The 11,790-nt window shown below is 65.3% G+C and carries 10 protein-coding genes; 1 reads left to right on the forward strand and 9 read right to left on the reverse strand.

All coding sequences use genetic code 11. The features are described from left to right. Window positions 1–26 precede the first annotated feature (26 nt). The 6 genes from TQ98_RS21565 to TQ98_RS21590 all read right to left on the reverse strand — a co-directional run bounded on the left by TQ98_RS21565 (window position 27) and on the right by TQ98_RS21590 (window position 6,552). The gene (locus TQ98_RS21565) at window positions 27–1,742 is read right to left on the reverse strand and encodes a SulP family inorganic anion transporter (RefSeq protein ID WP_044873692.1); all 1,716 of its coding nucleotides are present in this window, start codon (window positions 1,740–1,742) and stop codon (window positions 27–29) included. Window positions 1,743–1,825: 83 nt separating this feature from the next. After that, complete coding sequence (locus TQ98_RS21570) at window positions 1,826–2,239, reverse strand: VOC family protein (protein ID WP_044873691.1); 414 nt, start codon at window positions 2,237–2,239, stop codon at window positions 1,826–1,828. 29 nt (window positions 2,240–2,268) lie between these two features. After that, the gene (locus tag TQ98_RS21575) at window positions 2,269–2,691 is read right to left on the reverse strand and encodes a YciI family protein (protein WP_044873690.1); all 423 of its coding nucleotides are present in this window, start codon (window positions 2,689–2,691) and stop codon (window positions 2,269–2,271) included. A gap of 279 nt (window positions 2,692–2,970) precedes the next feature. After that, the gene (gene recJ, locus TQ98_RS21580; RefSeq protein ID WP_044873689.1) at window positions 2,971–4,686 is read right to left on the reverse strand and encodes a single-stranded-DNA-specific exonuclease RecJ; all 1,716 of its coding nucleotides are present in this window, start codon (window positions 4,684–4,686) and stop codon (window positions 2,971–2,973) included. A gap of 99 nt (window positions 4,687–4,785) precedes the next feature. Continuing rightward, a complete protein-coding gene (locus TQ98_RS21585; protein WP_044873688.1) occupies window positions 4,786–5,325 on the reverse strand; it encodes a YaeQ family protein in 540 nt (179 codons plus the stop codon). A gap of 72 nt (window positions 5,326–5,397) precedes the next feature. Continuing rightward, a complete protein-coding gene (locus TQ98_RS21590) occupies window positions 5,398–6,552 on the reverse strand; it encodes a GGDEF domain-containing protein (protein WP_044873687.1) in 1,155 nt (384 codons plus the stop codon). 201 nt (window positions 6,553–6,753) lie between these two features. Between TQ98_RS21590 and TQ98_RS21595 the strand changes: the two genes are divergently transcribed. Continuing rightward, window positions 6,754–7,953: a CaiB/BaiF CoA-transferase family protein gene (locus TQ98_RS21595; RefSeq protein ID WP_103103043.1), complete on the forward strand. Its 1,200-nt coding sequence runs from the start codon at window positions 6,754–6,756 to the stop codon at window positions 7,951–7,953. Between the two features lie 126 nt (window positions 7,954–8,079). Here the strand turns inward: TQ98_RS21595 and thrC are convergent, their stop codons facing one another. The 3 genes from thrC to TQ98_RS21610 all read right to left on the reverse strand — a co-directional run bounded on the left by thrC (window position 8,080) and on the right by TQ98_RS21610 (window position 11,721). Next, on the reverse strand, window positions 8,080–9,489 hold the full coding sequence (thrC, locus tag TQ98_RS21600; RefSeq protein WP_044873684.1) for a threonine synthase: 1,410 nt from the start codon (window positions 9,487–9,489) through the stop codon (window positions 8,080–8,082). An 88-nt stretch (window positions 9,490–9,577) separates the two neighbouring features. Beyond that, window positions 9,578–10,882, reverse strand: coding sequence for a homoserine dehydrogenase (locus TQ98_RS21605; protein WP_044873683.1), 1,305 nt, complete (start codon window positions 10,880–10,882; stop codon window positions 9,578–9,580). A 110-nt stretch (window positions 10,883–10,992) separates the two neighbouring features. After that, on the reverse strand, window positions 10,993–11,721 hold the full coding sequence (locus tag TQ98_RS21610) for a thioredoxin fold domain-containing protein (protein WP_044873682.1): 729 nt from the start codon (window positions 11,719–11,721) through the stop codon (window positions 10,993–10,995). Between the last annotated feature and the right edge of the window lie 69 nt (window positions 11,722–11,790).

The following is an 11,790-nucleotide window of genomic DNA, read 5'->3' on the forward strand; positions in this document are numbered from 1 at the left end:
GGGTGCCGAATGGTCGAATGCAGGATTCAGTCGACCGGTTCCTTCTCGGGTGCGGCCTGTTCGTTCTGCTTTGCGAGCCAGATCTGGTAGGCATTGATCCCCGCGCGCACGGTGCTGAACACCATGGGCGGTTTCAACTCACCCAGCTCGCCGGAGCGCTGCATCAGCTCCTGGGCCGGACCGATAAGACGGGAGAAACCGAAGAAGATGCCTCGGGCAGCCAGCGCCTGCTGCACTTCGCGCAGGGTCGCCAGGCCCGTGACATCGAGGTTGATCATGGTCTCGGCGTTGAGCAACACCGCGCGCGGGTGGTCCATCTGCTCCACCTGCTGCAGCAGACGTTGCTTGAAGTAGTCGGCATTGAAGAACAGCAGCGGCGCGTCGAAGCGATAGACCAACAGACCCGGCAAGGTGGTGGCCTGTGGATAACGGCTCACTTCAACCTGCCCGTCCACGCCTTCCACCCAGCCGAGCACGGCGTCACTGGGCCGGTAGGTGTAGTAGAGCAAGCGAAGCAGGGCCAGCGCGACGGCGACGAAGATGCCCGGCAGTACACCGACGCCCAGCACGCCCACCGTGGTCAGCAGGCACAAGGCGCATTCGAAGCGGCTGAGACGCCAGAACCCTTTGAGCGCGCGGATGTCGATCAACCCCCAGCCCGCCAGCATCAACACGGCACCGAGGGCGGTGATGGGCACCCAGGCCAGGGGGCCGTGGAGGAAAACCAGTACGGCGACTATCACCAGAGCCACCACCACGCTGACCATCTGGGTCTTGCCGCCCACCAGGTCGTTGACCGCCGTGCGCGAGTCCGCGCCGCTGATGACGAAGGCCTGGGACACCCCGGCACCGACGTTGGACAGGCCGAGCGCGATGAACTCGCGGTTGGCGTCGATGCTGTAGCCACGGCGAGCCGCGAAGCTGCGGGCGGTGAGCATGGCGCTGCAGAAGCTGACGATGGTGATACCGGTGGCGTCCCGCAGCAGGGAGAGCAGCTCGTTGTAGCTGGCCTTCGGCCAACTCAGTTCAGGCAAGCCCGCCGGGACGGCGCCCAGCAGGGCCACGCCGTGGCGGTCCAGTTGAAAGATGGCGGCGACGGCGGACGCCAGCACGATGCCCACCAGGGCCGCCGGTATCCGCGGAAAACGACGCGGCAGCAGGACCAGCAGCAACAGTGTCGCGGCCCCCAGCGCCAGGGTGAGCAGGTGGGTATCGGCCAGGTTGCGGACCATCGCCAACAGGCCGGCGATGAAGCCGCTGGTCTCGCTCTGGTAGCCCAGCACCTTGCCCAGTTGCCCGGCCAGCAGGCTGAGGCCGATGCCATTGAGGTAGCCCACGAGGATCGGCCGGGAAAGGAAGCTGGCGATGAAGCCCGCGCGGATCAGTCCGCCGATGATCGACAGCAGGCCGACCATCACGGCAATGATCATCGACAGGTGGATCAGCCGCTGCGGATCACCGGCAGCCAGCGGCGTGATGGCGGCAGCCACCATGGCCGCGGTGGCGGCATCGGGCCCGACCATGAGCTGCCGGGAGCCGCCCACGAGGGCGTAGATCAGCATCGGCAGGATGCAGGCGTAGAGACCGACCTGGGCGGGAAAGCCGATGATCTGCGCGTAGGCGATGGCGGTGGGAATCTGCACGGCGGCGACGGACAGGCCGGCAGTGAGGTCGGCACGCATCCATTCGCGACGGTACTGAAAATGGCTGACGCGGTTACGCAGCTGTTGGACCAAGTCCATCGAGTCGGTCCTTGAGAGGGTCGATCCTGCAAAGCTTATCAACGGCGCCGGAATTTTCCCGGCGCCGCGGTCATTTTTGAGAATTAATGATTCTTCTCACAGTTGATCATCCAGGGCACACCGAAGCGGTCCACCAGCATGCCGAAGCGCTCGGCCCAGAAGGTCTGCGCCAGCGGCATCTGTACCTGGCCACCCTCGGCCAGGGCGTTGAACACCCGCTCGGCCTCGACAATGCGGTCGATGTTGAGCGCGATGCTGATGCCGCTGATGCCGTTAAACGGCGCCTGGGGCGGGCAGTCCGAGCCCATGATCACCTGGTCGCCCACCGCCAGGCGGGCATGCATGATCTTGTCGCGGAAGTTTTCCGGCACATCACCGCAAGCCGGGCTCTCGGCGAAAGTCAGGAAGGCTTCCAGGGTGCCGTTCAGCACCTTGGCGTAGAACTGGAAGGCCGGGCCGCACTGGCCATCGAACGTCAGGTAAGGATCGATTTTCATGAGGGTCTCCTTTAGGTGAACTTCAGCGGTCACTGCTGTTTGGCTTTCTCGAAGACGCGCTGTTCCTGCTCACGCAGCTCGGGAGTGAATTCCTCGCCGAAGTCTTCGGCTTCGAACACCTGGCGGATCTCGATCTCGGATTCGGTGGGCATGGGATTGGGGCAACGCTTGACCCATTCGATGCACTCTTCCAGGGAGTTGACCTTGAACAGCCAGAAGCCGGCGATCAGTTCCTTGGTTTCGGCGAATGGACCGTCGACGACGGTACGGTCCTTGCCCTTGAACACCACCCGCTTCCCCCTGGAACTGGGGTGCAGGCCTTCACCAGCGAGCAGGACGCCTGCATTCACCAGCTCTTCGTTGTACTGGCCCATGGCCGTGAGCAGTTCAGTGCTGGGCATGATGCCCGCTTCCGATTCCTTGGTTGCTTTGACTATCACCATGAAGCGCATTGTCTTTCTCCTGTTGTAATGCCCGCGGCCTTTGCCTGCTGGCTTGCCTATTGGTCGAAGGGGAAACGACGGGATCGACAGCAGACTGAAATTTTTTTTTCAGAAGCGCGGGACTGGATCAGCGTAGACCCGGATGGAGGACTTGCGAGTTTGGAGTGACGGGTGAACGGAATGCGGTCGTAGGTTGGCGCTGAGCGAAGCGAAGCCCAACAAGGCGCGCATAGCGTGCCCGGTTCGTTGGGCCTCGCAGGCTCGGCACCCACCTACAGGGAAGGCGCCTCAGCGTGGGGCTATGTGCGCGACCATCAGTTGCACACTTTCCTGCCCACGGTATTCGTTGACGTCCAACTTGTAGGCCAGCTCGGCCCAGCGGACGCTGGCGTTGGGCCACTGTTCGCGGTCGATGTTGAAGGCGATGCCGTCCAGTTGCAGCGAGCCGCATTCGCTCTTCAGCACCAGCTTGAGATGGCGTTCCCCCACCAGACGCTGCTGGACGATCTGGAACACACCGTGGAACAGCGGCTCGGGGAAATGCTGACCCCAGGGGCCGGCCAGGCGCAGGGCGCGGGCCAGTTCCAAGTGGAATTCCTCGATGCTCAGCTGGCCATCGGAGAGCAGGCGGCCGGTGAGGTCGTCCTCGGACAGCTGACGGCGGGTCTCGGCGTCGAAGGCTGCTGCGAAGGCGCCGAAGTTTTCCACAGGCAGCGACAGGCCAGCCGCCATGGCGTGGCCACCGAACTTGCTGATCAGCCCGGGGTGCCGAGCGGCCACGGCGTCCAGGGCATCACGGATATGGAAGCCCGGCACCGAGCGCGCCGAGCCCTTGAGCAGGCCATCGCCCGCATCGGCGAACGCGATGGTCGGGCGGTGGTAACGCTCCTTGAGCCGCGAGGCGAGGATACCGATCACCCCCTGGTGCCATTCGGGCTCGAACAGGCAGAGGCCGAAGGGCATGTCCTCGATGGGCAGGTTCTTCAGCTGGGCCAGGGCCTCGCGCTGCATGCCCTGCTCGATGGCCTTGCGGTCCTGGTTGAGCTGGTCCAGCTGCACGGCCATGTCCCGAGCCAGGGCGTCGTCCTCGCAGAGCAGGCATTCGATGCCCAGGCTCATGTCGTCCAGGCGGCCGGCGGCGTTCAGGCGCGGGCCGAGGATGAAGCCGAGATCAGTGGACGTGATGCGCCCGGCCTGGCGCCCGGCGACTTCGAGGATCGCCTTGAGGCCGGGCCGCGCGCGGCCGGCACGAATGCGCGCCAGGCCCTGGTGGACCAGGATGCGGTTGTTGGCGTCCAGCGGCACCACGTCGGCCACGCTGCCCAGGGCCACCAGGTCCAGCAGGTCGCCCAGGTTGGGCTCCTTGAGACCGGCGCGCGCGAACCAGTCCAGCTCCCGCAGGCGGGCGCGCAGGGCGAGCAGTACGTAGAAGATCACGCCCACACCGGCCAGGGATTTGCTGGGGAAGTCGCAGCCCGGCTGGTTGGGGTTGACGATGGCGTCCGCTGCCGGGAGCTCGGGCCCCGGCAGGTGGTGGTCGGTGACCAGTACCTTGAGCCCGGCGGCCTTGGCGGCGGCCACGCCCTCGACGCTGGAGATACCGTTATCCACAGTCACCAGCAGGTCGGGATGGCGCTGCAGGGCGACCGCGACGATCTCGGGGGTCAGGCCGTAGCCGTACTCGAAGCGGTTGGGAACCAGGTAATCCACATGAAAGGCGCCGAGCATGCGCAGACCGAGCACGCCCACGCTGCTGGCCGTGGCGCCGTCGGCATCGAAGTCGCCCACGTAGAGGATACGCTGGCGCTTTTCCAGGGCCTCCACCAGCAGTTCCACGGCGGCGTCGATGCCCTTGAGCTGCTGGTAGGGGATCAGCCGCGCCAGGCCCTTGTCCAGCTCCGTCGCGGACTGCACGCCACGGGCGGCGTAGAGGCGGGTGAGGAGCGGCGGCAGGTCGCCCAGGTCGGGCAGCACGTCAGGCAGGGCGCGGTGTTCGATACGCATGGAAGGTCCAACCTTTGAATCGACTTCCCCTCTCCCTCCCGGGAAAGGGCCGTGGGGCAGGCGTCAGCGCCCTGCCCCGGAAATCCTCCGGATTTCCGTTCAGCGTTCCCCGGTCAGCCACTCCAGGGGGATTTCATGCTGGCCGCGCTCATCGGTGATGAACAGCGTGCCGTCGCTGATCATCACGCTCCAGCTGACCGAACGCGGCAGGTCGCGGGCCAGTTCTTCCAGGGCTTCCTGCTGCACAGCGACGACGTTGATGTTCTTCAGGCTGCGCACGGCGTCCAGGACCTTGGTCTGCCAGACCCGCAGGTTGCCATAGGCCACCAGGCTGAAGCGCTCGGTGCGACGCGAGCACCAGGTGATGCGCTCGGCGTCGGGCTGGCCCACTTCGATCCAGTGCAGGACGCGGTCGTCCAGGCTTTTCTCCCACAGGGCCGGTTCGTCCACATCCGACAGGCCACGGCCAAACGCCAGCTGCTCGTGGTACCAGAGGGCGTAGGCGATCAGGCGCACGGCCAGGCGCTCCTCGGTTTCCGAGGGGTGCTTGGCGACGGTGAAACGCAGGTTCTCGTAGACGCTGCGGTCCAGGTCGGTGAGGTTGAGTTCGACTTTGTAGGGGGTCGCTTGGAGGGCCATGACGGGCTTCTTGATGATTCGCGGAGGGCGGCAAGTCTACCCTGATTCCACGGCCTTGGCTGGGCCTTCCGGCTAATCGGCGGGATAGCGCTGGATGCGGTTGCGCCCCTTGTCCTTGGCGGCGTAGAGGGCGTCATCGGCCAGGGAAAGCAGGCGGAACAGGTCGTAGCCGCCTTCGCTGGAGCTGACGATGCCAATGCTGACGCTGAGTTGGCCCGCCTCCTGGAACGGCAGCTCGGCGAACTCCCGGCGGATGCGTTCAGCCACCTGGGCGCCGGCTTCGTCGTTGGCATCGGCCAACAGGCAGGCGAACTCCTCGCCTCCGATACGACCGAACACGTCCTGCTTGCGCATGCTGCCCACGGCGATGCGGGTGAAGGCCACCAGGGCTTCGTCGCCAGTGGCGTGGCCGTAGTTGTCGTTGAGGCGCTTGAAGTGGTCGAGGTCGCAGAGCAGCAAGGCCACCGGCTCGCCCCGGTGCTCGCAGCTTTCCAGCAGGTACTCGCCGGAGGTCATGAAGGCGCGACGGTTGCCGACGCCGGTGAGGGGGTCGCAGTAGGCGGCGGCGCGGAACTTGAGTTCGGCACGCTCCTTGACCATCGCCAGGGTCACGAACGCGATGCCGATGGCGTAGAGCAGGGTCTCGAACACCAGCAGGGAAAAGAAGTTGGTGCCCTGGCCGCTGCTGGCGACAGCCGCGTCGAAGGGCATGCCCCGGTCGACGATGATGCGCACGCAATAGAACCCCATATGGAAGAGCGTCAGGACCAGGGCCGGCAGGTAGGCCACCTCCAGGCTCTTGCGGCTCCGCCAGAGCTCGTAGGCGCTCAGCCCGGTGTAGCAGACCGTGATCAGCGAACTGGCCGCGATCCGCACGGTGAGCGAATCGTAGAAGGCCGGATTGAGGCAGAACAGCGCCCAGATCGCGGCGCCGGCGCAGATGCCCGCCAGGTGCGGCTGGCGCCCGGCGAACACGCGCATGGCGGTCCAGATCATCGCCGCGCTGAAATGCAGGACGACATTGCCCAGCACCAGGGGTACGACATCCATGCCCATGCCCCGCAGGCTACCCAGCACGGTGCCCAGGACGCCCAGCAGCAGCGCGGCGGAGAGGTAGCCGAGGGTCGGCTCCCGGCGGCCGCGACGCCAGGCATGCAGCATCAGCAGCCCCACCAGGGCGAGGACATAGATATCCACAAGCACCAGGGTGGGGATGTTCAGTTCCATGGGCCCTCCTCCCGGCGCGGTTCATGCGACGGGCGGCAAGGGAACGCAGTGCGGTTTGGCATGGTGGTTCGCGCGCGTGATCGAAGGTCCTGCCAAGCACTTTAAGTCCCCCCGGAAGGAGGCGCCAGCGGCAATCCGGGCTGTTCGCTCCGGGCCCCACGGAGTAGAGTCGCCGCCATCGTCTGGCCCATGGAAAACCCGATGAACGCTCCTGCCAAACCCCTTGCCGGCCTCAAAGTGATCGAGCTCGGCACCCTGATCGCCGGTCCCTTCGCGTCGCGCCTGTGCGCCGAATTCGGCGCCGAGGTGATCAAGATCGAATCCCCTGATGGCGGCGACCCGCTGCGCAAGTGGCGCAAGCTCTACGAGGGCACGTCCCTCTGGTGGTTCGTGCAGGCGCGCAACAAGAAGTCGCTGACGCTGAACCTCAAGCACGCCGAGGGCCAGGCAATTCTCAAGAAACTGCTGGCCGAGGCAGACATCCTGATCGAGAACTTCCGCCCCGGCGTGCTGGAGAAGCTGGGCCTGGGCTGGGACGTGATCCATGCGCTGAACCCGAAACTGGTGATGGTGCGCCTGTCGGGCTTCGGCCAGAGCGGCCCGCTGAAAGACCAGCCGGGCTTCGGCGCGGTCGGTGAGTCCATGGGCGGGCTGCGCTACATCACCGGCTTCGAGGACCGTCCGCCGGTGCGCACCGGCATTTCCATCGGGGACTCCATCGCCGCCCTCTGGGGTGTGATCGGCGCGCTGATGGCCCTGCGCCACCGGGAAGTGAACGGCGGCCAGGGCCAGGTGGTGGACGTGGCGCTCTACGAGGCGGTGTTCGCCATGATGGAAAGCATGGTTCCGGAGTTCGACGTGTTCGGCTTCATCCGCGAGCGCACCGGCAACATCATGCCGGGCATCACGCCCTCCTCCATCCACACCGCCGCGGATGGCCGCCATGTGCAGATCGGCGCCAATGGCGACGCCATCTTCAAGCGCTTCATGCAGGCCATCGGCCGTGACGACCTGGCCAACGACCCGACGCTGGCCAGCAACGACGGCCGCGACGCCCGTCGGGACGAGCTCTATGGGGTGATCGACCGCTGGGTGGGGTCGCTGCCCCTGGACGACGTACTGGCGGTGCTGAACCGCGCCGAGGTGCCGGCCAGCCGCATCTATTCAGCAGAGGACATGTTCACCGACCCGCAATTCCTCGCCCGAGAGATGTTCCTCTCGGCGAAGCTGCCGGACGGCAAGCCGTTCAAGATGCCGGGTATCGTCCCCAAGCTTTCCGAGACGCCCGGCTCCAGCGAATGGATCGGCCCGGAACTGGGCGAACACAATGCCGAGGTGCTGACGGCCCTGGGCTACAGCGCCGAGCAGGTGGCGGCGCTGAAGGCCGGTGGGGCGATCTGAGGCCGAACGGGGCGGCTTTTCTGTAGGGGCGAATTCATTCGCCCCTACAAGCTTCGCGATCAATCGCCAGAAGAAAAAAGGCCGGCCCCTTTCGGGAGCCGGCCTTCTCGTTTCTAACGCTCTGGATTACAGCGGCTTGCCGCGGTTGCCATGCTGGCTGACGAAGGCCTGGATCTGCTTGAGGTCGTTCGGCAGCACCGTGCAACGCTCCTCGCGCTGGAACAGGTCCGCCAGGTGCGCCGGCAGCGCCGGGGCCTGGCCGACGCCAGCCTTTTCCACCGCTTCGGGGAATTTGACCGGGTGAGCAGTGCCCAGGGTGACCATCGGGGTGGCCAGGCTGCGGCGGCACTCGCGGGCGGCGCGCACGCCAATGGCGGTGTGCGGGTCCAGCAGCTCGCCGCAATCCTTGAAGACTTCGGCGATGGTTTCGCAGGTCTGCTCGTCGTTGACAGCCAGGGAGTCGAACAGCTTGCGCGCTTCGGTCCAGCGGTCTTCCTCGACGCTGAAGCCGCCGCCCTGCTTGAAGGTGTCCATCAGGTTGGCGATGGCGGCGCCATTGCGACCGTGCAGGTCGAACAGCAGGCGCTCGAAGTTGGACGAAACCATGATGTCCATGGACGGCGACAGGGTCGGGTGCAGGGTGTCCTTGACGTACTGATTACCGCTCATGAAGCGGTGCAGGATGTCGTTGCGGTTGGTGGCGACGATCAGTTGGCTGATCGGCAGGCCCATGTTGCGCGCCAGGTAGCCGGCGAAGATGTCGCCGAAGTTGCCGGTGGGCACGGAGAAGGCCACGGAACGCGCCGGGCCGCCCAGCTGGATGGCTGCGTGGAAGTAGTAAACGATCTGGGCCATGATCCGCGCCCAGTTGATCGAGTTCACTGCCACCAGGCGGGTGCCCTTGAGGAAGCCCTGGTCGGCGAAGCTGGCCTTCACCATTTCCTGGCAGTCGTCGAAGTTACCTTCAACGGCAATGTTGTGGATGTTTTCACCGAGGATGGTGGTCATCTGGCGACGCTGCACTTCGGACACGCGGTTGTGCGGGTGCAGGATGAAGATGTCCACGTTCTCGCAGCGACGGCAGCCTTCGATGGCGGCCGAGCCGGTGTCGCCGGAAGTCGCGCCCATGATCACCACGCGCTCGCCACGCTTGACCAGCACGTGGTCCAGCAGGCGGCCCAGCAGTTGCAGGGCGAAGTCCTTGAAGGCCAGGGTCGGGCCGTGGAACAGCTCCAGGACCCACTCGTTGCCGTTCAGCTGGCGCAGAGGCGCCACGGCGTTGTGGGCGAAGGCGCCGTAGGTTTCCTCGAGGATCTTCTTGAAGTCGGCGTCAGCGATGCTGCCGGTGACGAAGGGGCGCATCACACGGAAGGCCAGTTCGTGGTACGGCAGGCCGGCCCAGGAGGCGATTTCTTCCTGGGTGAAGCGCGGCAGGTTTTCCGGTACGTAGAGGCCGCCGTCGCTGGCCAGGCCAGCCAGCAGCACGTCTTCGAAGTTCAGGGCCGGTGCCTGGCCGCGGGTACTGATATAGCGCATGTCTTAAAACCTTGGTTTCGAGCTGCCGGGCCCGGTGCGCCGCTCCGGGGGATCGCCCCTCCGCGGTCGCACCGGCCCCGGCGGCTGCTTAGTTCAGTTGCTCGACGCGGATGCGCACTACGCTGCCTACCACGTCTTCCAGAGCTTCCAGCGCGGCGATGGCGTCGTTGACGCGCGCCTCGACGACCCGGTGGGTAACCAGGATCATCGGCACCAGGCCGTCCTGCTCTTCGACTTCTTTCTGCATGATGGATTCGATGTTGATGCCGCGCTCCGACAGGATGGTCGCGACCTGCGCCAGCACGCCCGGATGATCCTTGGCCTGGATGCGCAGGTAATAGGCGCTTTCGCAGGCTTCGATCGGCAGGATCGGGTGGTCGGACAGGGAATGCGGCTGGAAGGCCAGGTGCGGCACGTGGTTTTCCGGGTCGGTGGTCAGGGCACGGACCACGTCCACCACGTCGGCGACCACGGCAGAAGCGGTGGCTTCCATGCCGGCACCGGCGCCGTAGTAAAGGGTGCTGCCAGCGGCGTCGCCATTGACCATCACGGCGTTCATCACGCCATTGACGTTGGCGATCAGGCGGTCGGCCGGGATCAGGGTCGGGTGCACGCGCAGTTCGAAGCCGCTGTCGGTGCGACGGGCCACGCCCAGGTGCTTGATGCGGTAGCCCAGCGCCTCGGCATAGTTGACGTCGGCACTGGTGAGCTTCGAGATGCCTTCGGTGTAGGCCTTGTCGAACTGCAGCGGGATGCCGAAGGCGATGGACGCCAGGATGGTCAGCTTGTGGGCGGCGTCGATGCCTTCGACGTCGAAGGTCGGATCGGCTTCGGCATAGCCCAGGGCCTGGGCTTCCTTCAGCACGTCCTCGAAGGCGCGGCCTTTCTCACGCATCTCGGTGAGGATGAAGTTGCCGGTGCCGTTGATGATGCCGGCCAGCCAGTTGATGCGGTTGGCCGAGAGGCCTTCGCGGATCGCCTTGATCACCGGGATGCCGCCAGCGACGGCAGCCTCGAAGGCGACCATGACGCCCTTCTCGCGGGCCTTGGCGAAGATCTCGTTGCCGTGCACGGCGATCAGCGCCTTGTTCGCGGTGACCACGTGCTTGCCGTTCTCGATGGCCTTCAGCACCAGTTCACGGGCCTGGGTGTAGCCACCGATCAGCTCGATGACGATGTCGATTTCCGGGTTGTTGGCCACGTCGAAGATGTCGGCGGTGATGGGGGTGGCGCCGGTTTCACACTTCGGGTTGGGACGACGAGCAGCAATCTGGGCAACCTCGATTCCACGCCCGGCACGGCGGGCAATCTCCTCGGCGTTGCGTTTGAGTACGTTGAAGGTGCCGCCACCGACGGTCCCCAGGCCACAGATGCCTACTTTTACCGGCTTCACGCTGAACTCCCCATCATCACTGCGAAAACGGCCGGGAGTGTCCCGGCCGAGGAAAAGAGCCGCACTTTACGAAGCGGCCGAATATTGGTCAATCGAGGCAGGTGCCCGGATTACTTGGCCTCCAGGGCAAGTTTCGCCAGCTGCGGGGCCGGCTGGTAGCCCGGAATCATCTGGCCATTGCCCAGCACGATCGCCGGAGTGCCGTTAACGCCGATCAACTGGCCCAGTTCGAACTGCTTGGCCACCGGGTTATCACAGGTCGCCTGCGGCAGTTCCTGGCGGGACTTGGCCTTGTTCATGGCTGCCTGACGGTCCTTGCTGCACCAGACGCTGACCAGGCTGTTGTAACCGTGGCTACCAATGCCCTGGCGCGGGAAGGCGACGTAGCGCACTTCAATGCCGCGGCGGTTCAGCTCGGGCACTTCGCTGTGCAGCTTCTGGCAGTAACCGCAATCGGTGTCGGTGAAGACAGTGATATGGGCCTTGGCCGGCTCCTTGGGCGAGAACACCACCATGTCCTTCACGGGAATGGCGTTGATTTCCTTGGCGATGGAGCGGCTTTCAGCCTGCTCGGTGAGGTTCACCGGCTTGCCGTTCTGCACGTGATAGAGGTAGCCCTGCATCAGATACTGGCCGTCGGCGCTGGTGTAGAGCATACGGCCGCCCTTGAGCTGGACCTGGTAGACGCCGGTGATCGGGCTTTCACCGATGGACTCGACGGGCAGGCCGAGCTGCAGGGTGTCGAGGGTCTTGCGGATAGCCTGGTCCGGGTCGTCTGCGAAGCTGAGGGTGCTGGCGAGGCCGATGGCCAGGCCGGCGATAACACGGGTCGCGCGCATGGGTACTCCTGTCGAGCGGCGGACGTACGGGAAACCGTTCAAGCCTAACACAGAAGCCTGGGCCCGCAG

It is taken from the genome of Pseudomonas sp. LFM046, assembly GCF_000949385.2.
In the GTDB taxonomy this organism is placed as follows: Bacteria; Pseudomonadota; Gammaproteobacteria; order Pseudomonadales; family Pseudomonadaceae; genus Metapseudomonas.

What these genes read in the sequence shown, in the direction of transcription:
- TQ98_RS21565 (WP_044873692.1), bottom strand. Translation starts at nt 1,742, where the DNA reads ATGGACTTGGTCCAACAGCTGCGTAACCGCGTCAGCCATTTTCAGTAC.
- TQ98_RS21570 (WP_044873691.1), bottom strand. Translation starts at nt 2,239, where the DNA reads ATGAAAATCGATCCTTACCTGACGTTCGATGGCCAGTGCGGCCCGGCC.
- TQ98_RS21575 (WP_044873690.1), bottom strand. Translation starts at nt 2,691, where the DNA reads ATGCGCTTCATGGTGATAGTCAAAGCAACCAAGGAATCGGAAGCGGGC.
- recJ (WP_044873689.1), bottom strand. Translation starts at nt 4,686, where the DNA reads ATGCGTATCGAACACCGCGCCCTGCCTGACGTGCTGCCCGACCTGGGC.
- TQ98_RS21585 (WP_044873688.1), bottom strand. Translation starts at nt 5,325, where the DNA reads ATGGCCCTCCAAGCGACCCCCTACAAAGTCGAACTCAACCTCACCGAC.
- TQ98_RS21590 (WP_044873687.1), bottom strand. Translation starts at nt 6,552, where the DNA reads ATGGAACTGAACATCCCCACCCTGGTGCTTGTGGATATCTATGTCCTC.
- TQ98_RS21595 (WP_103103043.1), top strand. Translation starts at nt 6,754, where the DNA reads ATGAACGCTCCTGCCAAACCCCTTGCCGGCCTCAAAGTGATCGAGCTC.
- thrC (WP_044873684.1), bottom strand. Translation starts at nt 9,489, where the DNA reads ATGCGCTATATCAGTACCCGCGGCCAGGCACCGGCCCTGAACTTCGAA.
- TQ98_RS21610 (WP_044873682.1), bottom strand. Translation starts at nt 11,721, where the DNA reads ATGCGCGCGACCCGTGTTATCGCCGGCCTGGCCATCGGCCTCGCCAGC.